This window comes from Streptococcus sp. NLN76, assembly GCF_015686645.1.
GTDB lineage: Bacteria > Bacillota > Bacilli > Lactobacillales > Streptococcaceae > Streptococcus.
In genome coordinates this window covers 1-26,620 of the sequence record NZ_JADPMS010000004.1, presented here as the reverse complement: position 1 = coordinate 26,620, position 26,620 = coordinate 1, and the positions used below count along the sequence as shown (strand labels likewise).

The window sequence follows — 26,620 nt, the reverse complement described above, 5'->3', positions numbered from 1 at the left end:
TATGGCGAAAGTCGTCAAGATATTTTCCTTACTTTTTTTAAATTCAAAGTGGCTTTATCTTCTAACAGACTGCCCCATTTTGAAATAGGTGTGCCGTTTCCCCCGAACCGCTAGGGAAAGGGCCAGAATGTTCTCTGGGTCTGGCATGCGGCCATAGGAGCCATCCCCAATATGGTGGATGTCGGAGCCCACACGTTTGTTGCTGAGGGCAAAGTCGCGGACTGTTTGGCTGTCTGCACTTTCCTGGCTGGTTCCAATAGTCGAAATGACCAAGGCTCCTTGGGCTTTGACCTGATCCACGATCGGTGCTAGCTGGTCTTCACGGACGCCCGGAACTGTGCCAACTGCCGGTACTAAGATCCCATCAGCTCCCAGGCGGACAAAGTCGAGGAGTGCCGAAGCATCAACAACCGCTTCCCCCAGTCCAGCGCCGTGCATCTTCCCAGCGAACACCAAGCCTGAGAAGTGCTGTTTGGTCAGGGCAATCGCCTCTGAAATAGCGGCCAGAGAAACCCCCGTTGCGGGGTTGCCCGTCAGCATAATAAAGTCTACGCCCAATTCTTGAGCTTGTTGCAGACTCTGGGAGCTAACCAGACGACCGGCTGGCAGGTCCACTTGGTTTTCCAAGAGCTCCTGTGAGCCATCCACAGGCTCCAAGTTAATTCCAATTGGCCGCCCGGTTAAGCGTTTGAGTTCCGCAATCGGATTGGGACAATCATAGAAACCGACAATCTCTGGCTTAAAAACATCCAGTTCATTCAGAACAAGCAGGTCGCAGCTAAAAGCAGCCATCATCTCGGCATTGCTGACACCTGCAATCAAAGGAGCAGCTGTGACCACCGTCTCTCCCATCACAATTCGACCTTCACTAGCCCTGATAGACCGTTTCAAATCCTGCGGGCTCATTGCTGCAATATCACTAGCATAGGTTGACAATAAGCGTTTCATCTTTAATCCTCCACTTGACAAGTAAGATTTGTTTCTCCATAAGCTTTACAACTTCATGCATTAAAAGGGCGGTGCAATACTCGCAATGAGTTTTTTCAACTCGGATGCCCTTGGGGAAAGTAGTCCTATTTCTTAACCCAGGAAAAAATCCCCTTACCTTTTATACCCCACAGACAATCTATTTTCCAAAAGTTTGGAATCACACAGCAGCCCTTCTTCATTTAGGACCATATAACAGGTCCAAAAACTGATTGAATACAACTAATCTAACACAAATATTTAAAATAACAAAGAATCTACTGATTTAACATCAACTACTCAAGGAAGGCAGCAAGGAGCCCTCTATGCTTGATGACTTTAGGATCTCCATAAAGATTCCTATTCCAATCCTTTTCTCAAATCACATCAGGGTTACTACCCTGTCCCTTTCTTCTTTTCGACTTAACAACTCCATGTATCCTAACTAAGGAAAGGTTATTAGAAACAGACATCCACGCTTAGGGCAAAGTCGTGCCTTGCTCTAAAAGCCAGCAAGAGGCTACTTGCATTGGAGGACAAGGATATCTATCGCTAATCTGATGCGACACCTCCTTGCCCACATTCGTTCCAGAGCAAGCTACATCACCTTCCTGAGCCGCCAGCCTTGTCTTTAGATCCGACTTATTCGATGGATACAGCATTGGACCTGGAGTTGAATCGTTCTGTGGTAGCAGCTTATACTCGAAACAGTTCGAAATCTGAAAAGGCAATCTGATGAAGACAGAACTTAGGTTTTGGAGAAGAGGATTCACACATTCAGATTTTGAAATGTAATGAGTATTACTTCCATCAAAAGAGGAAGCTCATCTACTACCAAACCTGGACCAGTTTCCTTCAGTGGGCAAACCTAATTGTTTCCACTACTGCGTTTGATGGTGATTCCTGGTGACCTCCTTCGATTTAGGTTAGTACTTGCATTTTTGAGAGTGCTAATTTGGAAATTATATAAAAATCAATAGACCTCCTTCAGAACTAAAGTATTTGACCCAATTTCACAGCAGGAAATATCGCATAACCACACTGAAATATCCTATGATTCTGTCTTTTTTCAAATGATATACTCTTTTAGTTTATCTTTTATTACTGTGTTAGCTCGCCTTGCCGTACTTCAGTACTGTCTACGACTTGCTGCCTTGTACTAAAAGTAAACTAAAAGACTATAACTCCGATGAATCTCAAGTTCCGTCACTGTTTTGCAGAAAGTCTAATTTCTGTTTCCTTGCACAAACTATGTAAAAACTCCCATAAGAGAGCCCTTACGTGGAGTTTTTACATATTCATCTATTTGTTGTTTCTGCTTCAAGGTAGACCTGGTTCCGTTTTTTCATTTCACCACGGTACCAGAAGAAGAGCAAGGTGTATACTACTAGACTACCGATAGCTAAAATCATAAAGGTACCTTCTCCAGCAGCAGCTTTACCAAGAAAGAATGCCAAGAATTTTTCAATTGGTCCTTCCATAGTAGTGTGAGAAATCATTGCTGAAGCTTCAATTCCTTCTGGGAAGGCTCCAACTTTCATTGCTGTCTCAGTAATAAATGGTGCCATGATCGTACCTGACCACAAGAAGAGTGGCAATTCAATAGCTCCGATAACAATCATTCGAATCAACTTACCACGTGTCACGACAAGCAGAGCTGGAGTAACTCCCATGGCAATAATTCCTGCAAGTGGCAAGAGTTTATTTCCTGGTAAGATAATGGATTCAAGTAACATAATTGGGGCAAGAACATTGGCAGCAGCCCAGATTTCCGCACGACCAGCAAGGAAAGGCCAATCCAAACCGATATTTAGAGTACGACCAGCAAGACGTGAAGAAGCGAAATCGGTGATTCCCTGTGACAAAGGCTCTACAGCTGCAATAAACCAAGAACCAATTAAAGAGAACAATTCCAAGCAGACCGCTGCAACAAAGGCCAAAGAAACAATTTCAGATGGAGTTTGACCAGCAAGAAGCCCTACAAAGATTCCCAAATAAATACCAATCGCAAATTTTGAACCCCAGAAACCTATTTTTGCATTCAACCTAGCTGCATCGAAGTCGTATTTATCCAACCAAGGGAATAGGAGATCAAAAATTTTATCGAAAACCATGATGATAGGATTCATCATAAAGTTCATATGAGTTGTGGTCATTGGATTTTCTGGACCAGCTCCCAACAAATCATTAAAGGTTGGTTTCATCAAATCAGAGTTGAGAATTTTCAAAACACCAATAAAAACCACCAATACAGTCGCAATGAATAGATTGGCTCCACTCCAAATTGCAAAGAGACCTACAATTGAAAGGTGCCAGATATCGAAGATATCAACGTCAAGTGTATTCGTTTTTTTCATAGCCAACATAATTAGGTTGATGATGACCATCACCAATAGGAAGTAGAGGGTAAATGGGGAACCCCAAGTAATTGTTGCCAGAGGAGCCCATCCCACGTCCGTAATGGTTAACTCTAAACCAGTCCGCGCTACGAAATCTGTCATAGCACCTGAGAAGGCAGTAGACAAGATATTGATAATCGCTCCAATACCTGTTAGGGCAATCCCCAGTTTCAAACCTCCCTCTAAGGCTTTAGAGAATTTCACCTTAAAACAAAGTGCCAAAATGGTCAAAATGATGCTCATCAAAGAGGCCGCACCCAGATTAATAATTGGCTGGAATATCTGATTGGCTAAGTCTACAATTGCATTCATATGTTATCTCCCTATTTCGCAACGGAAGCAATCGCTTCCTCCATTTTTTTGTATACTGGTTCTGCCATGGCTGGAATACGATATAAGATCGCCCCTGCATCTACCACTGGAATTTCAACATTGAATCCCAAGTCAGTTTTGGAAATTTGAGCGAAGATATCATAACGAGACATCATTTCTTCATTAATATCTTTAATCATGACTGCATCACAGGTCACTTGATACCCACGTTTTGCCATTTCAGATTCTAAAGCACTTTTAATTTGGTGGCTAGAATTTACACCTGCTCCACAAGCTGCTAATATTTTAATCATTTTCCGTACTCCTTAAAAATTCTTTTCTAAATAGTGATAAACTTCTTCTACTGATTCAAAGCTAAAGAATTCCACCAAATCCTCAACATTTTGGCGATTCACAAAATCCATAATCTGGGCTAATAGCCCAGATTGCTCCGATTCATCATGATTCAAGATCATAAACAAAAAGGAAACCTGTAATTCTTCGTCAGGAACAATCATATTATGGAAGATGAGGGGATGTTTCAGCTTTACAGGAACAATCCGCGTTTGATTTACAAAGCTACTTTCTGTGTGCGGAATCGCAACATTCGGTAGCCGCTCATCAATCGGTGCGAGTGGAAGTCCAGTTGGATACTGTTTTTCTCGCTCTACCAGGTTGGACAGAAACTCTTCTGTCACAAGTCCGTGCTCTAATAAGGCTTGAGCAACTTCCACAAATACATCATTTTGTGTCAATGCCTCAGATATAAAGACCGTTTCTTTGGCAAATAAATTAGTCATAGGTCACCTGAACTTTCTGAAAAATAGAAATCACTGAGGAAGTCAGACTCTCATTTAAGGCTTCAAGATTGGCTCTCCCTTCTGTCCGAAGCCATACACGAGCTGCTTCCTCTCCTTTTTCAACACAAACCGAAACAACACCAGCCCATGTTGATCGTCCACATAGGACACGATTGAACTTAGCACCCGCCTGATGAGCAAACACCAGTGTTTCTTGGAAGAGTTGCGCTGAAACCCCAGCACTAAGGTAAAGATACTCTTTTAGTGAATCTATTAACCGTGTTGGTTCGTCTTGCCCTACTCGATTAAAACTTTCTTCGAAAGTTTTAATCGAGTAGGGACTAATAAATAGTCCCTCTCACACCACCGTGCGTGCCGTTCGGCACACGGCGGTTCAGTTAACTTTTAAGGCATGTCGTTTTAAGTAGTAATCGAGACAGCTGATTAGTCCTAGTTTGGCGAGGACTGGTTTTGATATTGCTTTCTTTAATACTATACTTCCTGCAAAACAGTGACGGAACTTGAGATTCATCGGAGTTATACTCTTTTAGTTTATCTTTTATTACTGTGTTAGCTCGTCTTGCCGTACTTTAGTACTGCCTGCGACTCGCTGCCTTGTACTAAAAGCAAACTAAAAGACTATATCATTTGAAAAAAGACTGAGTCACAAGATATTTCAGTGTGGTTATGCGCTATTTCCTGCTGTGAAATTGGCTCAAATACATTAGTTCGCAGGATATCTACTGACTTTTGTGCTACTAGTTGATAATGGTCACCCCAACCTGACACCCTATCCGCTATCCACCTTGGAACTCCGAGTTTCAGTAAGCCCTAAAGACGACATGACTTCTTCGTTGTTCTCTGGTGGGCTCAGCCACACCATTATGCCTAGCATTTCCCGCAAAGCTCCACGTGGATTAAAAACCAAAGTTGAAATGATTCCGCGATGGTCCGTTAGTGCATCCAATGTGACTTTATTTGCTATACTGCACCTTTTCAACTAAGATTTGTAGCTGCAATGCTCCACCCTGTGAAAGGAATACTCCCCGTTTCTTACCACATTCCCCATCAGTTCAATTTGTGGCAGAACACGGAGACATCCTCTCCTTTTCCTGCTGCTATTTTAAAGGAGGAGTTCACCCAGGTAGCTTGGGCTAACTTGAAACTCTCTCATTTATGGATATTCCAATCGAAAGATTCGAGGCACTACTAGCATTCTTTTGTCCACCTAATCGTGGTACTCTCCGCGATTCCATTTTTCAATAAATTCTTCGAAAAAGCTTGAACTATTTTGTTCCTGGTTTTCAGATTCTATACTAGAAATTTTGTGTACCAAGGCTTGGTTTTCAGGGCTTGCTTCATATTCCGTTTCAAGGAAGGCATCAATGATGTCACACATGAGGAACTCACCACTAATTTTTCCACCAAACCCAATCACATTGGCATTCAAGACCTTTTTCGCATAAATTGTAGAGGTCATATCCCGAACAAGCGCACCACGGACACCTGGAACCTTATTGACCGCATTGTTAATTCCAATACCTGTTCCACAAATACAAATTCCGACATCCACCTGTCCACTCGCAACTGCTTCACCAACTTTTTTGCCATAGATTGGATAATGAGTTCGAACGTGGTCATAGGCTCCAACATCTAGAACCTCATGTCCCTTCTCCTTCAAATAATCCACTACTGCAATTTTTTCATCCGTAACAATATGGTCACAACCGATTGCAATTTTCATTCACTTCACCTCAGCACATTTTATTCAACATATCCACACGAATCTGGTGACGCCCTCCATCATAAGATCCTTCAACAAATCCTCTAACAATGTTCTTAGCCAAACCAACCCCCACAATCTCTGCACCAATCGTCAGCAATCGTGAATTGTTATGCCCCCTAGTCATATAAGCTGAACGTTCATCCGAAACAACCGCTGCAATAATTCCCTTGCATTTCGTAGCCACCATGAAAGGACCAACACCATATGCATCAATAACCAGCCCTAAGGCTTCCTGATCTTTCTTTAACTCTGCAACAACAGCTAGTGTCTCATCTACGAAATCTCCCCCTTGACTCACCGTCACCAACTCGTATCCCAGTGTTTTGAGATACTCGTCAATGGCGATTTTGAGAGGTTCCCCATAGGAATCTGCGGCTACATATAACTTCATACACCTAACCCTCACATTCTTTATATTTGCTCACTTACATTGTAACCGTTTTCGAACAATAAGTCAACAATCTTTGTTTGTTTTTGTGTTTGTTTAAACAAAAAATATATTGTGTTTGGCCAAAATAAAAAGAACCTAACATCAGAATGAGGTTCCTACCTATTATTCATTCAATCATTAGCAGAATTTTTGGTTGTTTTTTGTTACAATAAATAAAAAAAAAAAGGGGGGGGAGAAATGAAAAAACAAAAAAGATTGGAAAAAATAACTCGTTTAGTCCACCAAAAAGGAACAATTCGAACATCTCAAATTGTCGAAATGTTGAATGTAACAGATATGACTGTCCGACGGGATTTGGGAGAATTGGAAGAACTAGGAATTTTAACCAGAATTCATGGAGGAGCTCGTTCCAATACCGCCTTCCAGTACCGCGAATACTCCCACTCAGAAAAGCACATCCAGCATCAGGCAGCAAAGCAGGCCATTGCCCTGCGAGCAGCCTCTCTCATCGAGGATGGCGACCGAATTTTTCTAGGTCCTGGGACGACAACCACCTATTTAGCAGAAGCCATTCAAAACAAACAGTTAACCATCATCACCAACTGTTTACCTGTCTTTCGAGTGCTCTCCCAAAAGAAATCCGAAGACTTCAAAGTCTTTCTGCTAGGAAGAGAATTGCGTCAGGTAACCGAATCCTTCATAGGAGAAATTACCAATATGAGTCTTGAAAATCTCCATTTTTCAAAAATGTTTTTTTCTGCTAATGGTGTCAAAGCGAATCAGGTTATGACCTCGACGATTACTGAAGCCTATACCCAACACTTAGCCCTAGAACACTCCCTCGAACGCTATTTACTTTTAGACAAGTCAAAATTTGGCAAAGATGACTTCACTTCCTTCTGTGAACTCGACAATCTGACAGCTGTTGTCACAAACTTAGCAACACACGAAGAAACTTACCCACTAGTCTCCCCACATATTGATATCATCAACGATTTGCAAATGCTATAGTCTTTTAGTTTATACTTAACGAATCTTAGTATATTTGAAAATCCAATGAGTATTACTTTTAGTACAAGGCAGCGAGTCGCAGGCAGTACTAAAGTACGGCAAGACGAGCTAACACAGTAATAAAAGATAAACTAAAAGAGTATAAAAGATAAACGAATACTCATTACATTTCAAAATCTAAATGTGTGAATCCTCTTCGCCGAACCCCTTTGATTGCGTGCCTTGCACGCTTTAGCGATAATATTCAACAGGTCTCCCAGACCTGTTGAACTATCTTCATCGGATTGATTGCAAGCGATGCTTGCTTCATTACCTATAAATTTTAATCCAATTCCTGGATTAAAATTCATTTCAGATTTCGAACTGTTTCGAGTATAAAAGAGTATACCGTAAGACATTCATAAAAAATTCCCTCATTCAAAGCATGAATGAGGGAATTTTTTTATAGTAATCAGGGATTAATCCTCCACTTGACCAAGAAGCTCCTGCAAAGTCTGCATATTTTGGTCTGACCACGGTGTTAACCGTGGGGTTTGAATATCCACCTGGTCAACGAATTTGTCCAGGTCCTTCTTGACCACCGCTGTTCGTTTTTCCAATTCACGAGCGGAAACCCGCAAGGCTCCCTGGGCAAAGACCGTCCACTGTTCATTCAAGTCACTAGTCGCAACCGATACTTGGTTACGCCCGGTGTTCAGCTGGGCTGCTAGTCTTTCAATATAGGAGTCCGCTGTCTCATCTTCCTCCGTGAAAATCACCGCCACCTGAAATTCATCGTAACGCTGGCGGATACCGGGCACATGTTGGGCGTCGAAGACACAGGTAATCTCCAGTCCTTCAAAACTCGCATAATTGCTGAGGCGGTTGAGTAAGAGGTTTCGGGCAGCGTCTAGCTGATTGCGTTTGAAATAGCTCTTTGTGCTTTCCCAAGAGGCAATCATATTGTATCCATCAACGAGTAAGATCTGTTTCTTCATAGGCTTTACACTTTATTCCGATAGACTTCGTACATCAAAACGGCTGCGGCAACACTGGCATTCAGGCTTTGAACATGGCCTCCCATTGGGATGGTAATCATCTCATCCACCTGCTTCTTAATGTTGGGAGAGATCCCCTTACCTTCATTCCCGATAATCAAAGCCAATTTTCCTGAAGTATTCCATTTGTTAGAAGGGGTACCATTCATATCGGTTCCAAAAACCCAGAAACCGGCTTCTTTGAGCTTGTCCAAGGTCTGGCTCAGATTGGTCACCCGAGCCACCGGGACATGCTCCAGCGCCCCTGTCGCAATCTTGGCTACCACTGGCGTAATGCCAACCGACCGGTGCTTGGGAATAATAACCCCAGTAACCTCCATGGCATCCGCCGTCCGCAAAATAGAACCCAAATTATGAGGATCTGTGAGGCTATCCAAAATCAGAATCAGAGGATTTTCCTGACCTTCAGCCTTGGCCATCACATCTTCAAGACTCTGGTAAGCATAGGCGGATACCCGCAAGACCAAGCCCTGATGAACCCCCTTCTGGCTCATTTCATCTAACTTTTTCTTACTGGTCCAAGAAATCGGCACCTTGTGCTCACTGGCCAACTCCTTGACCCGCTCCAGCTTCTTGCCCCGTAAATCTTCCTGGATGTAGAGCTTGTTCCCCGTCCCCATTTCCAAGGCCTCCACCACAGCGTGGTGACCGTAAATTCTGTCTGTTGTATCCATTCTTTTTTCCTTTGATTGATAGAGGAAGGAGGGGCTATGCCCCTCCTTATACTCTGTTGTTTCTACATCTGATACTCAATAAAAATCAAAAATGAACCTTGGAAGTGAACCGAGGACAGCTCGAAATCTCTGGGAGAGGTTTCGAGCTTGTAGATAAAACTTTCGAAGAAAGTTTTATCTAAGTACGGCAAAGTTGACAAAAACTTCGTTTTTTCAACTAGAATCTCAGACTGTCTGACCTGACAACGGTTCAATTTGATTTTTGAGGAGCCTTAATCCACTTTATAATAAAACTCACGCGCAAAAGCCAAATCGCCATTGCTTTGGCTGAGCCAGATGCGGTCTTTAAAATGCTTCGAGCGGTCTTGGGTATCTGGGTTCGATGCGTCTACACCGCTGGGGATAAAACGAATTAAGGCACCGCCAACCAGTGCACGGATTGGCTCATACTGGGTGCTGAGGAAGCCCCCTTCTACTAAAGCATTGGTAAAGGTAACATGATAGGTGTCTGATACTAGACCCTTTTCATCAAAAACCAAGCGGTCTTCGTAGTCATTTTCCCAAGTTCCTGCGATGCTTGAGAAATCGCCGGCAAGAATTTCTTCGATATTCATAAGGGTTCTCCTTTTACTGCTCTTGTTCGACGGTTTGAATACACCATTGAATCAATTCTTCCAGCCGGTCGATTTGGCCAGTCAGGTGAAGATAACCCAGGAGGGCTTCAAAGCCCGTCGACATTCTGTAGGTGACGACATCTGTATTTTTAGCCTTGGTATGGCTATTGGCGTTGCGTCCTCGTTTATAGATTGCAACTTCTTCTTCCGTCAGCATTTCCTGATCCAAGAGAACTTGGACCAACTGAGCCTGAGCCTTAGCAGATACATAGTGGGTGGCCACATGGTGGAGGCGGTTGGGCTTGGTCATTCCTTGCAAGATCAAGTGTTGGCGCACATAGACCGAGTAGATTGCATCCCCATCAAAGGCCAGAGCAAGACCGTTAATCAGGCGGACATCAGTCACGCTGCCACCTCACTCCCTCTTTGGTGTCCAACAAGCGAATGCCTTGCTGGGCAAGCATGTCCCGAATCCGATCGGCTTCTTGGAAGTTTTTCGCTGCACGCGCCTCTTGGCGTTGGGCAATCCATTTTTCGATTTCTTCCTCTAAAATATCTTCTTGAAAAATCAACCCAAAAATAGCAAGGAACTGCCCAAAGACGGTTTGAACCTCCTCCGTATAATGACCGGAATTGATCCACTTGGCAAAGTCAAAGAGTACGGTCAAGGCATTGGCTGTATTGAAGTCATCGTCCATCGCAGCCTCAAAATCCCGGACAAAGTCTGGTAAACGACTAATGTCAGCCGCCTCCTTGAGAGGGCTGAGGTAAGTGTTTTTCAGATACTTCAGATTGACTTGGGCATCGTAGAGTGCCTTGTCACTGAAATTAATGGGACGACGGTAGTGTTGACTGTTGAGGAAGAGCCGTAGAACCTGACCATCAACCGTCTGCAAGAGCTCATGGACAGTTCGGAAGTTCCCTAGAGATTTGGACATTTTCTCGTCATCAATGGTAATAAAGGCATTGTGCATCCAATAATGGACGAAGGTCTGACCGGTCTTAGCTTCAGACTGGGCAATTTCATTGGTATGGTGGGGAAACTCTAAGTCACTTCCACCACCATGGATATCCAAAGTTGGCCCCAAAAGCTCCGTTGACATGACCGAACATTCAATATGCCAACCAGGACGTCCTGCTCCCCAAGGGCTGTCCCAAGAGATTTCTCCATCCTTAGCAGCCTTCCACAAGGCAAAATCCAAAGGATCTTCCTTACGATCCGCTTCTGAACCTAGGCGTCCACTGGCTCCCTGAGCCAAATCCTCCAAGGACTTATTGGCCAACCGACCATAACCTTCGGATTTACGAACCCGGAAATAAACGTCCCCCTGGCTTTCATAAGCCATTTCTTTGGCAATCAAATCCTGGATAAATGCGATGATTTCCGGAATATAGTCCATCACCCGTGGATTTTGAGTAGCAGGAAGAATTCCCAAAGCCTGGGTGTCCTCCAAATAAGCCGCAATATACTTATCAGCTACTTCTTCCGGACTGATACCTTCCTCAAGAGCCCGGTTGATGATCTTATCATCCACATCCGTAAAATTGGAAATGTAGGTCACCTCATAACCACGATAGGTGAGGTAGCGACGAATAGTATCAAAAGCCACAACTGGCCGAGCATTTCCAATGTGAATGTAATTATAGACCGTTGGCCCACAAACGTACATGGAAACCTTGCCCTCCACTTGAGGACGAAACTCTTCCAGTTGCCGACTGAGGGTATTATAGATTTTGATCATAGAGATCCTTCCTACTCAACTCCTTGGGGTTTCGGGAACAAAGCCTTCATAGAGGCATTCACCCGACCTTTATCATCAATCTTGATAACCTTGACATCTACTTCATCCCCAACTTCGAGAATATCTTCGACCTTGTTAACGCGAGTCCAAGCCATTTCTGAAATATGCACCAAGGCATCTGTCTTATCAAAGAGGTTGACAAAAGCTCCAAATTTCTCAATGCGGGTTACTTTTACGCCAGTAAAGACTTCATCCACCTTAGCTTCACGAACCAAATCAGCAATGATTTCCTTGGTTCGGTTAATAGCAGCTTGGTCTGGTGAGAAGATAGAAACCAAACCGTCTTCGTCAATATCAATCTTAACGCCCGTTTCCGCAATAATCTTGTCGATGGTTTCCCCACCTTTACCGATAACCACTTTGATTTTGTCCACATCAATTTGGATGGTATCGATTTTCGGAGCAGTTGGTGCCAACTCTGGACGAACTTCCGGAATAGCTTCATGAATGACGTCCAAAATCTCAAAGCGAGCCTTCTTAGCCTGGGCCAAAGCTTCTTCAAGAATTTCCGGGGTGATTCCAGAAATCTTGATATCCATCTGCAAGGCGGTAATTCCTTCACGGGTTCCAGCTACCTTAAAGTCCATGTCTCCAAAGTGGTCTTCCAGACCTTGGATATCTGTCAAGACCGTGTAGTTGGTCCCATCTGAAATCAAGCCCATGGCAATACCAGCTACTGGCGCTTTAATTGGGACACCACCAGCCATCAAGGCCAAGGTTCCCGCTGTAATCGAAGCCTGGGAGCTCGAACCATTGGATTCCAGAACTTCCGCTACCAAACGAATGGCATAAGGGAATTCCTCAAGACTTGGCAAGACTTGCTCCAAGGCCCGTTCACCCAAGGCTCCGTGCCCGATTTCACGACGACCTGGTGCACCATAACGCCCCGTTTCCCCCACAGAATATTGTGGGAAATTGTAGTGGTGCATAAACCGTTTTTTGTATTCAGGATCTAGGCCATCCACAATCTGGGTTTCACCCATTGGAGCCAAGGTCAAGACAGACAAGGCTTGGGTTTGCCCACGTGTAAAGAGACCTGAACCATGCACCCGTGGAAGATAATCAACTTCCGCAGCCAGTGGGCGAATTTCATCGACTTTCCGACCATCTGGACGCACCTTATCTTCCGTAATCAGACGACGAACTTCCGCATGCTCCATCAATTCAAGGATTTCAGCCACGTCTCGCATGATACGGTCAAACTCTTCATGATCCGCATAACGCTCCTCGTAAACAGCCTTGACTTCTTCACGAACCGCATTGGTTGCCGCTTCACGCGCCAATTTCTCCTCAACCTGCACAGCCGCTTGCAATTGCGGATTGTAGGCCGCCTCAATTTCAGCCTGCAAGTCCGGATCAACTTGCAACAATTCCACCTCTGCCTTGTCCTTCCCAATCGCAGCAATGATTTCCTCTTGGAAAGCAATCAACTCTTGGATCGCCGCATGACCTTTGAGAAGCGCTTCAAGCATGATGTCTTCAGACAGTTCTTTGGCCCCTGATTCCACCATGTTAATCGCTTCTTTCGTTCCTGCTACGGTTAAATCAAGAGTGGATTGTTCCATCTCCTCTTGACTAGGGTTGATGACAAAAGCGCCATTCACATAACCCACTTGGACGCCGGCAATTGGACCATCAAAAGGAATATCTGAAATTCCAAGAGCTAGAGAAGAACCAAACATGGCTGCCATCGGAGCAGAGGCATTCTCATCGTAGGACAAAACCGTATTAATAACCTGGACCTCATTGCGGAATCCTTCCGCAAACATCGGCCGAATCGGACGGTCAATCAACCGAGCTGTCAAGGTAGCATCCGTAGATGGACGCCCTTCCCGCTTGTTAAAGCCACCCGGGAATTTTCCAGCCGCATACATTTTTTCTTCATAGTTGACTTGAAGAGGGAAGAAATCCCCTGTAGCCATTTTCTTGGACATCACTGCTGCTGTTAAAACAGTCGATTCCCCGTACCGAACCACAACAGCACCATTAGCCTGACGTGCCACCTGTCCTGCTTCAACAATCAATTCACGACCTGCAAAGGTCGTTTTAAATACCTGTTTCGTCATTGAATACTCCTAAATTTTATTGGGGATTTTCTACAAAAATCAACCCAGCAGACCCTGCTCGATTCATCTTTGCACAAAAGTCCCCGACCCCTTTATTCTACCACAATCATGCTTAAAATTGCTATACTAGGAGGGAGACGAAAGGAGACTTTTATGGAACAAAAACACCGCTCAGAATTCCCAGAATACCAACTCTGGGACCTTACCGCCCTCTACCAAGATCGGGAGGATTTCCTCCGGGCCATCGAGAAGGCTAGCCAAGATATAGAGGAATTCCAACGCAACTATCAAGACAACTTGAACACCTTCGAAGATTTTCAAGAAGCCTTTCAAGTCTTGGAACACATTCACATTCAAATTAGCCACATCTTGACCTATTCCTTCATGCCCCAAACCACCGATTTTGGCAATGATGATTTTGCCCAAATCGCCCAGGCTGGAACTGACTTCGGAACACAAGCACAAGTTGGGTTGGCTTTCTTTGACGCGGCCCTACTGGAAGCAGACTCTGCGATTTTAGATCAGCTGGAAAGCCAGCCGGGACTCAGCCAGCCCATTCGCTTGGCCAAAATAAAAAAAGCCCACTATCTAGGAAAAGAAGCTGAAAAAACATTGGCCAACCTCAGCGAAATCTTCCAAGCACCGCAGGATATCTACAGCAAGATGCGGGCTGGAGACTACGCCATGGAGGATTTTGTCGTCGATGGTAAAACCTACAAAAACTCCTTCATCAGCTACGAAAACTTCTATCAGAACCACGAGGACGCTGGCGTTCGAGAAGCTGCCTTCCGCTCCTTCTCTAAGGGACTGCGCCAACACCAAGAAACTGCAGCAGCTGCCTACCTAGCCCAAGTCCGTTCTGAAAAAATCTTAGCCGACATGAAGGGCTACCCATCTGTCTTTGACTACCTCTTGGCAGAGCAGGAAGTAGACCGCAGCCTCTTCGACCGGCAGATTGACTTAATTATGAATGAGTTTGCACCAATTGCTCAAACCTTCGTGAAACACGTGGCCCACATCAACGGTCTTGAAAAAATGACCTTTGCGGACTGGAAGCTAGACCTAGATCCGCAATTGAATCCAGAAGTATCGATCGAAGAAGCCTATGACTTGGTCATGCGCTCCGTTCAAGCTCTGGGACCAGAATATGTTGAACAAGTCAAACGCTACCAGGAAGAACGGTGGGTTGACTTTGCAGCTAACACTGGTAAAGAATCCGGCGGTTACGCTGCTGACCCTTATAAGGTCCACCCTTATGTTCTCATGAGCTGGACTGGACGCATGAGTGATGTCTACACCTTGATTCATGAAATTGGCCACTCTGGACAATTCATCTTCTCCGACAATCACCAAAGTATTTTCAACACCAGCATGTCTACCTATGCCGTTGAAGCTCCTTCAACCTTTAACGAACTCTTACTCAGCGATCTTCTGGAAAATGAGTTAGACGCTCCACGCCAAAAACGCTTTGCCTTGGCACACCGCCTCACAGACACCTACTTCCACAACTTTATTACCCACCTCTTGGAAGCAGCCTTCCAACGCCAGGTTTACACCTTGATTGAAGAAGGACAAGTCTTTGGTGCAGAGAAACTAAACGCCATCATGAAAGATGTCCTCACCCAGTTCTGGGGAGATGCCATCGAAATCGACGACGATGCCGCCCTTACCTGGATGCGCCAAAGCCATTACTACATGGGGCTTTACAGCTACACCTACTCCGCAGGACTCGTCCTCTCCACTGTTGGCTTCCTCAAACTCAGAGAAAGCCAGGATCCGAACTTCTGGCTGGACTACCTCAAACTCGGCGGTAGCCTAGCACCTCTCGAAGCAGCCAAGGTCTTGGGTGCAGACCTAACCACTGAAAAACCATTACGAGATACCATCCAATTCCTGAATGACACTGTCCAACAAATCATCCGCTACAGTCAAGAACTGGGGCAAGCTTAGCTATGAGCATCTGAACTCAGGTTCAGATGCTTTTTTCCATCAAAAAAACTGCCCGTGGGCAGTTTTTTTGATTAACGACGTAGTCCCAATGAATGGATCAATTCACGGTAACGGTTAACATCCGTGCGACGTAGGTAAGCCAAGAGGTTACGACGGCGACCGATTTTTTTCATCAAACCACGGTAAGTAGCGTGGTCTTTTTTGTGCACTTTGATGTGCTCATTCAAGTGGTTGATTTCCCAAGTCAATACTGCAACTTGAACTTCAACAGAACCTGTGTCACCTTCGTGACGAGCATATTGTGCAATGATTTCATTTTTCTTCTCTTTTGAGATTGCCATGTTTCTTCTCCTTTTTTCTTCCCCATCCGAGTGCGAGGGACTGGCAGGCCCACCACCAAGAAGGGGTATCTATCCTTACGGACATTCTCATTCTACCAAGCCCTTTTTCGTTTGTCAACTAAAATCAACCATTCTTATAAAGGCACGTCATAGTCTTGCAAAAGCGCTAGCTCTTCCTCCCGCAGGGCTCGGTAAGTTCCTCTTGCCAATTCCGGGTCCAGCTGCAAGGCCCCCATAGACAGACGTTCCAAATAGGTCACTTCCTTACCACAAGCTGCCACCATCCGTTTAACCTGATGGAATTTTCCTTCCTGAATACGAATCAGGACTTCCGAACAACCTTGACCTACCTGTAGTAGTTCCAACTCTGCTGGTTTACTAGTGAAATCCTTAAAGCGAATCCCTTCCGCAAAGCGCTTTTGATCCTCGACCGTCATTTCTCCTGCGACCAAGGCCCTATAAACCTTGGTCACATGCCGCTTTGGTGACAACATGGCATGTGCCAGAGGACCATTATTGGTTAAGAGCAGGAGTCCTTCGGTGTCCTTGTCCAAGCGCCCCACTGGAAACAAATCCTTTCGCCAATCATCCGGATCCAGCAGGTCTAGAACTGTTTTACTAGAACTATCTTGGGTGGCAGAGAGGACACCGGCTGGTTTATTGAGCATCCAGTAATAGAAGGTCTGATAAGTCAGTTCCTGATCTTGATAGTGAATCTGGTCTTCCCCTTCCCGGATATGGGTCTTAGCACTTTTTTCAACCTGACCATTGACCTTAATCAGTCCCTTCTTCACTATTTGTTTGACTTCCGAACGCGAACCCAACCCTACTTCTACTAAATAACGATCCAAGCGCATGCGTGCACCTCCTTGCTCAAATTATAACACGCCTAGTCGTAATAGGAAACAATCGCATAGAGCCACTGACCTCTGAGCCTCTCATAATGGTAATAAGCTACGGCCACTGTCAAGGACGAACTCAGGAAAAAACCTAGCCCAAAATAGAAAATGCCAGCCCAGATTGAAACCATGGCCAAAAGCACATTAACCCCAAAAAAGCAGCAAGCCAAGCGCCATACCAAACCAAATTGGAGGAGATCTTGAAAAAGAGATTGAAAGACTTGCAGCAATTGGAGCAAACAATAGGCTGGCAGCAGAAATCCGATATAATAATGGACCCAATTCAAAGGGTGGAAATAGGAATACAAAGCCAAGGCCGCAAGAAGCAAAATAAATTACAGTAACCACAAGAGCAGGATCTTGTCCATGCGTTGCTGGCAGAGCTCCTCGTAAGTTTCCAACTGTTGACCAGACATGGACCCATTCAAACCCTTTACAAATACTTGCCAAACTGGTGTCAGATAAGCCTCTTTGACACCTAACCACTGAGCAAAAAACAAAAGATAGAGGCACAAGGAAATCAAAACAGCCTGGTCATAGGCCGGCGCTAGCCGCAAGCCCGCACCAAAATTCTTGCCCAAGGGGGAAGAATAAACGACGACCAAGGGAAACAATATAGCACTGTAAAAAACAAGACCTAGCCAAGCCTGACGAGAAGGTACAGGAGAGGTTCCCTCCTCTAACTTCTCCAGCTGACCCCACAAGAGCAGGGCGTCTAACAAAAAGAGCAGGGTAAGACCTAAAATCAATGAGGAAGCTAGTCCCATCTGACTCATCAAAAGAGAAAAAAGGAGAATCAATCCAAAAATCCCTGTCAAATTCAGACAATATCGTTCCATATTCAGCCTAACTCCTAACCGCTCTCGTAAAAGCTGAGCAGACAAAGATGCCCCCAGCAAAAGAACGACAAGGCCTGTCCCTGTATTGAAGGTGCCAACATAAAGGAGATAAGTCACCAACCCCAAAGATTGCAGCCCAACAAGTCCCAAAAGACTCCGACCATACCAGGTCTCACTGGCGCAAGCAAACCAAGGGCGCATCAGACTCTGGACCAAAAAGACGCCTAAAAAACCATAACTTAAGAGGGGCAAGAGATGGACTATTTCCCCCACCTGTCCCAAATGTAACCAAACTTTTATCTGGCTGAAAAACATCAAAAACAGGGGGAAGAAAAGAAAACTACCATAAAGCGCTAGTAAAAGCTGTAAGGCTCGAAGTCCTTGTCGACAGATTTTCCACATTCTTATTCCACCTCATAAATTCTTTGATAGGCTGCCAAAACCTGTTCCTGTTGATAAAGGTCTTGTACCCGTCGCCGACCAGCTTGCCCCATCCGAACTCCCATTTCCGGATCGTCCAAGAACTGTATTACTGCCTGCACAAAACCTTCTCGATCGCCAGGTCTAACACAAATCCCTGCAGCTCCTACTCCTTCTAAATCCTGACACAGGAGTTGACGACAGGACCCCACATCGCTAGCGATACAAGGAACCCCCGCAGCCATAGCCTCCAGCAGAGCCAGGGGCTGACCCTCAGATAAAGACGGTAAAAGTAAACAAGTCCAATTCACTAGATATTCCTGCACGCGGCAATGACCTAAAATTTCCACTCTCGGAATCCGCCAGCGTTCAATAGCAGCCTGACAAACATCCCAGTAGCGAGAATCTTCAACGGCTCCTAAAATGACCAAGGTAACCTCGTAGCCCCTTCGGCAGAGATTGGCATGAATAAACAGAAGTTCCAAGACATTCTTGAGCGGAGTCCAACGCAGAATAGCCCCAATTCGGAGTTTGGTCGCATCCTCTTTTCGTTGGACTTGCCGCCAGTCTTTCCAGTTCAAACCGTTGGGGATAACCTGACACTTGCTTGCGGAACACCCCAATTGAACTTGGTGGTTTTGCGCCTGCTTGAAGAGCGTTGTCACGGTTGTCGCCTGCTCATAACTGATTCGCGTCATCTCCCGAAAGAACCACCGGATACAGTCCTTTTGGTCTGAAAGCAGCTGGGGAGTACGACTAAGTACCTCCTCTTTTTCCAAAAGATACAAACCATGTTCCGACAAAACAAAGGGACATTTAGCTCTCCTTGTCATGTAAGCTGCCAGATAACCGGCATACCCCGTCGATAGGGCATGAATACACCGACAGTTATCTGGTAGATGAACTTGCGCCAACAAGCCCAAGAGATTCCCAAAAAGGCTCTGCAATTGCCGATAAAGCGGTAAAAAAGCCGCTTTGGGATAAGTGTGTTTAATCCATTGAAAAAGGGTACTAAATACAGAGGGCGTGTGCAGGGCACTTAAAGAACTTGCCAGAGAAGAGCTATCTAAGTCCATCATTTCTACCAACCACTGGCCTGAATCTGGACCTAAGCCCCAACAGGGTCGTGCCATCTCCAAGTCCGCTTCCTCCAAAACCAACTCTTGTATTCCAAGAACGTTTTTGGGCAGGTCATAGACCCAAGATCCACAGGTTTCCTGCCGATCCACAATAGTTATCAGATAGAAGGAGTAAGCCTCCATTCCCTGGATAAAATCCTGAATCCAATTAGACAAACCGCCTTTCCGATAGGGATAAGCTGCTTCCACCACCAACACAATAACAGAATTTTTATCCGTGCTTACTGGTCCCATTCAATCCTCACTTTCTCTTCATCCGTCTCTAGCAGATACAGCCGTTTAGCCAGTCGTTTGATTTTTCCACCCGTCACGCGCAGGTTCCTTCCTTTATTTTGACGAAAAAGAAAAGAAGAATTCCCTTGAACATGGTCCAACTTCAGTTCCAAAAAATCGCTTCCCTCCTCCACTTGGAGGGTCACGTTCAGGAATGCACCAACCTTGTCTGCAAAACGACCAGCTCCTACAAAATCCAAGTCTGGCACAGCTTTCTGCAAACCTTTCATGGAAGAGCGATAGGACTCCAGTAATTCCTCCCATGTTTTCCCGTGACTTCGACGATTATCCAAAACATCATCTGGATGGATAAATTGGCTATGAACCAAATGGGTATTAAGCTCTGAAAAGACTGCTAGACGATCAAAATCATCCCAGTCCATCCCTGAAACCAAACGCGGCAAATTCAGTAAACCATCCGATCCTAGATCAAACTCCTGGGCATAAGCCCCGTCACCCGGAAAATAAGTAGAGGCAATCCCTTTTAAATCAGGTAGAGCTGTCGCCAGAACACTACGGCCCTCTCGACTCAAAATATTGGAAGGAGGAACATAAACCACTGGCTTTTGAGCTCCATAGTAAGTGGTAACCAGCTTTTCTAAGGTTTGGAGGGAATCGCGGATAGCCCATTCTTGACTCCAGGGAAGATAGTCCTTGGATCCCGAATGAATCTGCAAAGGTTGATGATTATAGCCATGATAGGCCAACGCACCCCCTTGTTTCAATAACATTCGCCCCAGCTCCAAGGTTCCAAGTTCAGGCAGAACCAAGGGAAAAGGGGAAGTGACCTGTTCTCCATAACTAGCCACTATTGCTCCAGTATAAGTCAAATCTAAGTCTTTTCCTAAAACCTGGATAGCTGGCCACCAAGTCTGAGTCACAAATTGATCAAAGTTCTCTTGTCGATGTTTGGAGAGCTGAACCTTCTCCTGGTCACTGAAAGGAGCTGGAAAATCATCTAGGTAAACGACACCCGCATTTATGACAGGATAGAGGAAAATCGGGTCCATCAAGGACAAACCCAAACCATAAATTGCTCGATAAACTTTGTCATAAATCCCCAAATTCATGACGACTACTTGTCCTTTTCCCGCCTCCTTACTCCAAAGCAATGGTGTCTTCGTTTCAGTATCCCAGACAGGAACCCGACAAGAAGCATCTAAGCTGACATCCCAAGCAGAATCAAAGGGATGCGATATCGCAAAAGGGCCAGAACCTCCAATCATCAGATCTTTCTCTAAACTGATAGATGAAACCACCTGATTGCCACTTATTCCAGGCTCAACCCCCAACCATCTTTGAAAACTGGAATCCTCTTCACTAGCCTGAGGCATTCCAATATAGAGATGACCACCCGCCTCTACCCAAGCCTTTAAGGGTTGCTGAAGTTCTTCCTTTTGAAGCAGATCTTCTCCTACATAATAAATGGTTTGATAATCCTCCAAGCTTTCTGGTAAAAATTCATGAGCCAGGTCTACAGTCCGAGCTGATTTGCGAAAATCTTTGAGCAAGTGCTCCAGTTCCAACTGGGCCTCCAGGCTACTAGGATTCTTGGAATGATACAAAAGCAAGCCCTCCACCTTTCCCTGTTGCAACCCCCGTCGATCCTGAATCACTTCCGTTTTCACAAACGGATGCTGCCTGCTCCTTGGTAGAGCTTGATAGGACTGGGCACGATACATCAAAAAGAGGCACATACTGGCCAAAACCAAGAATAGCAGCTGCATTCCCCACCTAAGTTTCTTCATCTAACTCCTCCAATCCTGCTAAAAATCCCGATATTTTATAAAATTCAATTAATTCTTGGTAAACAGAAGCCCCTCCTTTCCCAGCTTCTTCCAGCTGTAGCAACTCGCATTCTAACTGGTAATGCATACTAGCCAAAAAAATGGCCAACTCTTGCCCCAAATCAGCTGGTAAATCTTCCCATTGCTCGCGTAAGTAACAGACGTAGACCCTCGCCAACTGTGTTGGAGTTTGCTTCAAAAGGAAACGACGCTCCTGCTCATTCGCTTGCTCCCAGGCCTGCCATTTCTTCTGTTCCATCTGCACCTCCTTCTATCTTTCCATTCGTGTTTTGTGTTCAAAAGTAGCTATAAGTTTTTCTTAAGCTGGAAGGAAGATAATGTTTTTAAAAAGGTTACAACAAGGAGGTCCCTATGTTTACAAATCTCAACTGGAAGAATTCCGCACGCCCTCTTGAAGCGACTTGCTGGCTGCTCATCTTTTATGGCAGCAACACCTTAGCCATGAACTACCTCCCCTTCTCGCCACTCTTAGCTTCCTGGTCCTGGCCCTATGCTACGGATATAGTATTGACCTTTGTGGACCTTGTCAGTTTAGGGGGGCTGCTCTGGATTCTCAAAATTCGAGGAATGGGGCTCTCAAATTCACAACCAGCCTCAGATCTAAAACAAAAAGTACTCTACAGCCTCCTCACCTTCCTGGTCATCTACGCCAGCGACAAACTCTATAGCCACTTCTTCCCCATTCCCCCTTTGGAAACCCAAGGCTGGGGAAGTTTTCTTGCTCAATTCAGCCTAGCGGTCATCTCCGGTCCCATCTTTGAAGAAGTGCTCTTTCGTGGTCTATTACTGCGTTATGTTTTCCCTAAACAACCAATTTTCGGACTAATCGTCTCCAGTTTTGTCTTTGTCCTCATCCACCCCATCTCTGATTTAAGCGCCTTTTGGTTCTACGGGCTTCCAGGACTGGCTTTAGGAATGCTTTATGGAAAAACAAAAGATATCCGTCTCCCTATTGCGGTTCACATGGCCCTAAACCTGCTTTCTCATGTCCAAATCCATTTCTTTTAAAGACTTCCCCCTTTTTGTTAGCATTTCTAGGATAAAAGGGATAGACTAGTCATAAGGAGTAACTGATCATGAGAAGATTTGGACGAACCTATTTTATGCTTTTAAGAATTCTAGTCTATAGCAGTCTTTTTTTCAGTCATTGGGGACTGGCCATAGACTTTCAGGCTGTGTTTTACCTGATTGCTAGCCTCTGCCTTCTATTCGATATCTGGGAAAGTTATCGGGCTTGGGAAAATCGTGGAAAACACCGCACGAAAAAACCTAACTAATTTTTTCAAAAAATAAAGGCCAATTGTGATATAGTAGAACGAGAAGAAAAAGGAGAATCGCATGTCTGCAATTAAACGATTAACTCGTGCATCACACTTGATTGATATGGATGACATCATTCGCGACGGTCATCCCACCCTCCGCCTAAAAGCGGAGGAAGTAACCTTCCCACTCAGCGATGAAGAGATTATCCTGGGCGAAAAAATGCTTGGTTTTCTGAAAAATTCCCAAGACCCTGTCATGGCTGAAAAAATGGGACTCCGCGGCGGCGTCGGATTAGCTGCACCTCAACTGGACATCAGCAAACGTATGATTGCTGTCCTAGTACCAAATCCCGAAACCGAAGATGGTGAACCCCCTAAAGAAGCCTATAGTATGCGTGAAGTACTCTACAATCCAAAAATTGTATCCCATTCCGTCCAACAAGCAGCCCTCAAAGAAGGCGAAGGATGCCTATCTGTAGACGAAGACAAACCTGGATATGTGGTCCGCAACTCCCGCATCACAGTTGAGTATTTTGATAAAAACGGAGAAAAACACCGCATCAAACTCAAAGGTTACAATTCCATTGTTGTCCAACATGAAATTGACCACATCAACGGAGTCATGTTCTACGACCACATCAACATCCAAGAACCCTTCCGCATCGAAGATGGGGTTATTCTATTAGACTGAGAAAACCTGCCAACCGGCAGGTTTTTTTCGATTGAAGATGGAAGCAAAAATCACAAATCTAGAACTATTTTAAAACTAGTTTAGATTTTACACTTAGATGCATGAAGAATAAAATTGCAATATCATCTTTGGGACTATTTTAGATTTCTAACCAAAAACTGAATCGTTAATACTATGTTCCAGTCAAACTAGTATTTAGGAAACTGTCTCTGCACCACAAGTCGCTAAAAATGCAACTAATGCAGCAACACCAACAATTCTTCCAGCAGTTGTAGCAGCTAGTTTAGCTGCTGCTGCTTCAAACTTACCAGCCTTGAATAAATTAACCACTCCTTTCAAACTACCTAGTGATATTGTTACCCCCCATGCTTCTTTAATACATCGTTGTATCCATGAAAAATCCGCTCTCTTACTTCTAACACTATTTGTAATCAATTCTGATTCATCACCACCATTAATGATAAAAGTCATTTCATCAATCTTTTGGTTTAATATGTCCTCCTTATCAAGTGATGGAGTGTTTATTAACTCATCATTTAAACTATCTTTTAAGAGATAAACTCCTTGAATGCTTACTGTATCATTTTGATAAAAATCAGCCACAATCAAATCATCGACAATAAATTTTTCTTGTAAGGAGTCATATTTTATCATGTTTTTGTAAATTGATTGTACCTCCCTCAATAGGTCTTCCTCAGTTTTAAGTTCACTTACATTTTCAACCTCAGCTCCAGTAGTAACTCCTATCGCCTCACCTGCTGCAACTGTTGAAGGGGTAATAGAACCAAGCAAAACCGACATTAATGATACTGAAACGAAAAAATTCCGAACTGTTTTCATTATCTATCCTCCTATCATCGCCAAACATCTCTAACTTCAAACCAAAGAATCGAGTTTTTAGACCTCCTTTCACAATCATTATCTTTGGTTACCTTTTCATTCGCTTTTTTTAGCGAAAAAAGTTATTCTAAAACAAAAAATATCGGAACGGAGAGGACTATGAAAAAATACCAGTACAAACTCTTTCTAGCCTTGCGCTTAATGATCTACTTCAGTTTCTTTCTAAGCCGCCTTACACACCTCTCTCCCCAAATCCTCCTCAACACCCTCGTCAGCTTCTGTCTTTTCTATGATATTTGGGATTCTTATCAAAACTGGCGAAAGCTGAAATAAACAGTAAAAACAAGCATGTTTCTTGATTGCATGCTGGTTTTTGTCAATAATCGAAATTATACTGGACAAACTTCAAAATCGGAATACTCGAAAAATTTCAAAAAAAAATGACGAGGAAAGTCGATGTAGATAATTCAAAAGGTCTGGGAGACCATTTAAATACTTTTATAAGGCGTACAGTGCATAGCACGCAATCAAAGAGGCATGATAAAGTCAGATTTTGAAATACAATGAGTGTCAATTGTCGAAATTAGTAAGTATTATGAATGTTATCCTTCTGTTTTTCGAATAAAAAGAAAAGACCTGCTCCTAAGAGCAAGTCCTTTAAGGATTCGATTAAGCTTTGTTAGCTGAACCAAATACGTCGATACGATCTTCAACTGCACCTTGAACAGCTTTAATACCGTCTGCCAAGAATTTACGTGGGTCGAAGAGTTTTTTCTTATCGTACTCAGCTTCGTTTGCATCATAGTTACGTGCAAATTCACGAGTAGCATTTGAGAAGGCGATTTGAGATTCAGTGTTCACGTTGATTTTTGCAACACCAAGTTTGATAGCTGCAACAACTTGATCATCAGGAATACCTGAACCACCGTGAAGAACGATTGGGAAACCTGGAACAGCTTCTGCCAATTTTTCTAGGTGATCCAATGCAAGACCTTCCCAGTTTTCTGGGTATGGACCGTGGATGTTACCGATACCAGCTGCCAAGAAGTCGATACCAGTTTCAACCATAGCTTTAGCATCTTCGATTGGTGCCAATTCACCTTTACCGATGATACCATCTTCCTCACCACCGATAGTTCCAACTTCTGCCTCTACAGAGATCCCTTTAGCGTGAGCCAATTTAACAACTTCACGAGCTTTTTCAAGGTTTTCTTCGATTGGAAGGTGTGAACCGTCGAACATTACAGAAGTGTAACCAACTTCGATACACTCAAGAACGTCTTCGTAGTGACCATGGTCAAGGTGGATTGCAACTGGAACAGTGATTCCCATTGACTCAACAAGATTTTCAATCATGTTTTTAGCCAATTTGTAACCACCCATGTATTTTGCTGCTCCCATTGATGTTTGGATCAACACTGGAGCTTGTTTTGCTTCCGCTGCACGCAAGATAGCTTGAGTCCACTCAAGGTTGTTTGTATTAAAACCACCAACTGCGTAACCATTATCGCGAGCTGCTTGAACAAATTTTTCTGCTGAAACGATTGCCATGTAAACGGCCTCCTCTAATTTTTTTGGGGAAATTCCCAATACATTGTTTATTTTATCACGTTTACTGCCAAAATTCTAGCCCTATTCGTATTTTGCAATGAAAAAAAGCTAACCTTTCGGTTAGCTACTTTGCGGAGAGAGGGACTTGAACCCTCACGACCTAAAGCGGTCACAGGATCCTTAGTCCTGCGCGTCTGCCAATTCCGCCATCCCCGCTTGAATACTTAATTAGTATACCAGTCTGGAGATAGCTTGTCAATTGTTTTTTGAAAAAAATTTAGGAAATATCATTCGAAAGTGATAATGTCTTAAGTAAATCGAATATGAAAATGTCCTCTGTGTTACATTAGAAAGATGAGGAAAATAGTTTTAACAATGTCTGAAGATAAAAAATATCAAGTGATCAAGCAAGTAGCTGATGGAAACAAGAATAAAAAACGAGCAGCCGTAAAATTAGGAATATCCGTACGCCATGTAAATAGACTTCTTAAAGTCTATCACGAAAAAGGAAAGGCTGGCTTCGTACATGGAAACCGTTCTAAAAAACCAAAACATACCATCCCCATTGAACATCGAACTATTATCGTAGAAAGATTCCTACAATTTTCTAACCTGAAGCCCAATATTGTCCATTTCTGTGAAATACTTGAAGAGGAATATGGCTTTTCGTACTCTGACACCACTGTTCGACACATTCTCTACAAAGCAGGACATCTCTCACCTAAAGCTCACCGAAAAACTCGAAGAAG

The 26,620-nt window shown here is 44.1% G+C and carries 27 protein-coding genes, 1 tRNA gene and 2 pseudogenes; 7 read left to right on the top strand and 23 right to left on the bottom strand.

Going from position 1 to position 26,620, the window contains the following annotated elements; genetic code table 11:
* Positions 1–54: 54 nt before the first annotated feature.
* The 8 genes and pseudogenes from I1A59_RS01365 to lacA all read right to left on the bottom strand — a co-directional run bounded on the left by I1A59_RS01365 (position 55) and on the right by lacA (position 6,654).
* Positions 55–948, bottom strand: a complete 894-nt coding sequence (locus I1A59_RS01365; RefSeq protein ID WP_196091035.1) for a haloacid dehalogenase-like hydrolase — start codon at positions 946–948, stop codon at positions 55–57.
* A gap of 1,316 nt (positions 949–2,264) precedes the next feature.
* Positions 2,265–3,677 carry a PTS transporter subunit IIC gene (locus I1A59_RS01360; RefSeq protein ID WP_196091034.1) on the bottom strand — a complete coding sequence of 471 codons (1,413 nt, stop codon included), beginning with the start codon at positions 3,675–3,677 and terminating at the stop codon, positions 2,265–2,267.
* An 11-nt stretch (positions 3,678–3,688) separates the two neighbouring features.
* Positions 3,689–3,991: a PTS fructose transporter subunit IIB gene (locus tag I1A59_RS01355; protein WP_196091033.1), complete on the bottom strand. Its 303-nt coding sequence runs from the start codon at positions 3,989–3,991 to the stop codon at positions 3,689–3,691.
* Between the two features lie 12 nt (positions 3,992–4,003).
* Complete coding sequence (locus I1A59_RS01350; protein ID WP_196091032.1) at positions 4,004–4,477, bottom strand: PTS sugar transporter subunit IIA; 474 nt, start codon at positions 4,475–4,477, stop codon at positions 4,004–4,006.
* A pseudogene (locus tag I1A59_RS01345) lies at positions 4,470–4,808 on the bottom strand (hypothetical protein); the annotation flags it as partial. The pseudogene I1A59_RS01345 and the gene I1A59_RS01350, both read right to left, overlap by 8 nt.
* 308 nt (positions 4,809–5,116) lie before the next feature.
* Positions 5,117–5,381 (bottom strand): annotated as a pseudogene (locus I1A59_RS09570) (hypothetical protein); the annotation flags it as partial.
* Between the two features lie 324 nt (positions 5,382–5,705).
* A complete protein-coding gene (lacB, locus tag I1A59_RS01340; RefSeq protein WP_196091031.1) occupies positions 5,706–6,221 on the bottom strand; it encodes a galactose-6-phosphate isomerase subunit LacB in 516 nt (171 codons plus the stop codon).
* Positions 6,222–6,231: 10 nt separating this feature from the next.
* On the bottom strand, positions 6,232–6,654 hold the full coding sequence (lacA, locus tag I1A59_RS01335) for a galactose-6-phosphate isomerase subunit LacA (protein WP_196091030.1): 423 nt from the start codon (positions 6,652–6,654) through the stop codon (positions 6,232–6,234).
* A 237-nt stretch (positions 6,655–6,891) separates the two neighbouring features.
* On the opposite strand from lacA, the gene I1A59_RS01330 reads away from it, so the two are divergent.
* A complete protein-coding gene (locus I1A59_RS01330) occupies positions 6,892–7,665 on the top strand; it encodes a DeoR/GlpR family DNA-binding transcription regulator (RefSeq protein WP_196091029.1) in 774 nt (257 codons plus the stop codon).
* A gap of 458 nt (positions 7,666–8,123) precedes the next feature.
* On the opposite strand, the gene I1A59_RS01325 is transcribed toward I1A59_RS01330, so the two are convergent.
* The 6 genes from I1A59_RS01325 to pnp form a co-directional block, all read right to left on the bottom strand.
* Positions 8,124–8,642 carry an NYN domain-containing protein gene (locus I1A59_RS01325; RefSeq protein ID WP_196091028.1) on the bottom strand — a complete coding sequence of 173 codons (519 nt, stop codon included), beginning with the start codon at positions 8,640–8,642 and terminating at the stop codon, positions 8,124–8,126.
* A gap of 5 nt (positions 8,643–8,647) precedes the next feature.
* Positions 8,648–9,376, bottom strand: a complete 729-nt coding sequence (rlmB, locus tag I1A59_RS01320) for a 23S rRNA (guanosine(2251)-2'-O)-methyltransferase RlmB (protein WP_196091027.1) — start codon at positions 9,374–9,376, stop codon at positions 8,648–8,650.
* A 272-nt stretch (positions 9,377–9,648) separates the two neighbouring features.
* A complete protein-coding gene (locus tag I1A59_RS01315) occupies positions 9,649–9,990 on the bottom strand; it encodes a DUF6287 domain-containing protein (protein WP_196091026.1) in 342 nt (113 codons plus the stop codon).
* A 13-nt stretch (positions 9,991–10,003) separates the two neighbouring features.
* Positions 10,004–10,396 carry a Mini-ribonuclease 3 gene (locus I1A59_RS01310; protein WP_196091025.1) on the bottom strand — a complete coding sequence of 131 codons (393 nt, stop codon included), beginning with the start codon at positions 10,394–10,396 and terminating at the stop codon, positions 10,004–10,006.
* A complete protein-coding gene (gene cysS, locus I1A59_RS01305) occupies positions 10,389–11,732 on the bottom strand; it encodes a cysteine--tRNA ligase (RefSeq protein WP_196091024.1) in 1,344 nt (447 codons plus the stop codon). Before cysS ends, I1A59_RS01310 begins: the two co-directional genes overlap by 8 nt.
* A gap of 11 nt (positions 11,733–11,743) precedes the next feature.
* A complete protein-coding gene (pnp, locus tag I1A59_RS01300) occupies positions 11,744–13,858 on the bottom strand; it encodes a polyribonucleotide nucleotidyltransferase (RefSeq protein ID WP_196091023.1) in 2,115 nt (704 codons plus the stop codon).
* A 153-nt stretch (positions 13,859–14,011) separates the two neighbouring features.
* Here pnp and pepF point away from each other — a divergent pair, with 153 nt between their 5' ends.
* Positions 14,012–15,808 carry an oligoendopeptidase F gene (pepF, locus tag I1A59_RS01295; protein WP_196091022.1) on the top strand — a complete coding sequence of 599 codons (1,797 nt, stop codon included), beginning with the start codon at positions 14,012–14,014 and terminating at the stop codon, positions 15,806–15,808.
* A gap of 71 nt (positions 15,809–15,879) precedes the next feature.
* On the opposite strand, the gene rpsO is transcribed toward pepF, so the two are convergent.
* Positions 15,880–16,149 (bottom strand): 30S ribosomal protein S15, encoded by a 270-nt coding sequence (gene rpsO, locus I1A59_RS01290; protein ID WP_135038137.1) that lies wholly within the window; start codon positions 16,147–16,149, stop codon positions 15,880–15,882.
* 134 nt (positions 16,150–16,283) lie between these two features.
* Positions 16,284–17,006, bottom strand: a complete 723-nt coding sequence (locus tag I1A59_RS01285; RefSeq protein WP_196091021.1) for a pseudouridine synthase — start codon at positions 17,004–17,006, stop codon at positions 16,284–16,286.
* A gap of 242 nt (positions 17,007–17,248) precedes the next feature.
* On the opposite strand from I1A59_RS01285, the gene I1A59_RS01280 reads away from it, so the two are divergent.
* Positions 17,249–17,392, top strand: coding sequence for a hypothetical protein (locus I1A59_RS01280; RefSeq protein ID WP_196091020.1), 144 nt, complete (start codon positions 17,249–17,251; stop codon positions 17,390–17,392).
* Here I1A59_RS01280 and I1A59_RS01275 read toward each other — a convergent pair.
* From I1A59_RS01275 to I1A59_RS01260, 4 genes are read right to left on the bottom strand one after another with little or no spacing between them, the layout of a single operon-like run.
* Positions 17,384–18,289: a hypothetical protein gene (locus tag I1A59_RS01275; RefSeq protein ID WP_196091019.1), complete on the bottom strand. Its 906-nt coding sequence runs from the start codon at positions 18,287–18,289 to the stop codon at positions 17,384–17,386. The two genes, I1A59_RS01280 and I1A59_RS01275, sit on opposite strands and share 9 nt — an antisense overlap.
* 2 nt (positions 18,290–18,291) lie before the next feature.
* On the bottom strand, positions 18,292–19,680 hold the full coding sequence (pelF, locus tag I1A59_RS01270) for a GT4 family glycosyltransferase PelF (protein WP_196091018.1): 1,389 nt from the start codon (positions 19,678–19,680) through the stop codon (positions 18,292–18,294).
* On the bottom strand, positions 19,668–21,467 hold the full coding sequence (locus tag I1A59_RS01265; protein WP_196091017.1) for a DUF2194 domain-containing protein: 1,800 nt from the start codon (positions 21,465–21,467) through the stop codon (positions 19,668–19,670). The genes pelF and I1A59_RS01265 overlap by 13 nt, the downstream gene beginning before the upstream one ends.
* The gene (locus I1A59_RS01260) at positions 21,454–21,765 is read right to left on the bottom strand and encodes a hypothetical protein (protein WP_196091016.1); all 312 of its coding nucleotides are present in this window, start codon (positions 21,763–21,765) and stop codon (positions 21,454–21,456) included. The genes I1A59_RS01265 and I1A59_RS01260 overlap by 14 nt, the downstream gene beginning before the upstream one ends.
* Before the next feature lie 113 nt (positions 21,766–21,878).
* Between I1A59_RS01260 and I1A59_RS01255 the strand changes: the two genes are divergently transcribed.
* The 3 genes from I1A59_RS01255 to def all read left to right on the top strand — a co-directional run bounded on the left by I1A59_RS01255 (position 21,879) and on the right by def (position 23,480).
* The gene (locus I1A59_RS01255) at positions 21,879–22,535 is read left to right on the top strand and encodes a CPBP family intramembrane glutamic endopeptidase (RefSeq protein WP_196091015.1); all 657 of its coding nucleotides are present in this window, start codon (positions 21,879–21,881) and stop codon (positions 22,533–22,535) included.
* A 68-nt stretch (positions 22,536–22,603) separates the two neighbouring features.
* On the top strand, positions 22,604–22,804 hold the full coding sequence (locus I1A59_RS01250) for a hypothetical protein (RefSeq protein WP_196091014.1): 201 nt from the start codon (positions 22,604–22,606) through the stop codon (positions 22,802–22,804).
* 61 nt (positions 22,805–22,865) lie between these two features.
* Positions 22,866–23,480 carry a peptide deformylase gene (gene def, locus I1A59_RS01245; RefSeq protein ID WP_196091013.1) on the top strand — a complete coding sequence of 205 codons (615 nt, stop codon included), beginning with the start codon at positions 22,866–22,868 and terminating at the stop codon, positions 23,478–23,480.
* Positions 23,481–23,675: 195 nt separating this feature from the next.
* On the opposite strand, the gene I1A59_RS01240 is transcribed toward def, so the two are convergent.
* The 3 genes from I1A59_RS01240 to I1A59_RS01230 all read right to left on the bottom strand — a co-directional run bounded on the left by I1A59_RS01240 (position 23,676) and on the right by I1A59_RS01230 (position 26,087).
* Positions 23,676–24,320 carry a hypothetical protein gene (locus I1A59_RS01240; protein ID WP_196091012.1) on the bottom strand — a complete coding sequence of 215 codons (645 nt, stop codon included), beginning with the start codon at positions 24,318–24,320 and terminating at the stop codon, positions 23,676–23,678.
* Positions 24,321–24,989: 669 nt separating this feature from the next.
* Positions 24,990–25,871: a class II fructose-bisphosphate aldolase gene (locus tag I1A59_RS01235; protein WP_196091011.1), complete on the bottom strand. Its 882-nt coding sequence runs from the start codon at positions 25,869–25,871 to the stop codon at positions 24,990–24,992.
* Between the two features lie 130 nt (positions 25,872–26,001).
* A tRNA-Leu gene (locus tag I1A59_RS01230) sits at positions 26,002–26,087 on the bottom strand.
* 159 nt (positions 26,088–26,246) lie between these two features.
* Between I1A59_RS01230 and I1A59_RS01225 the strand changes: the two genes are divergently transcribed.
* The coding region (locus tag I1A59_RS01225) for a helix-turn-helix domain-containing protein (protein WP_196091010.1) at positions 26,247–26,620 on the top strand (374 nt) is incomplete at its 3' end.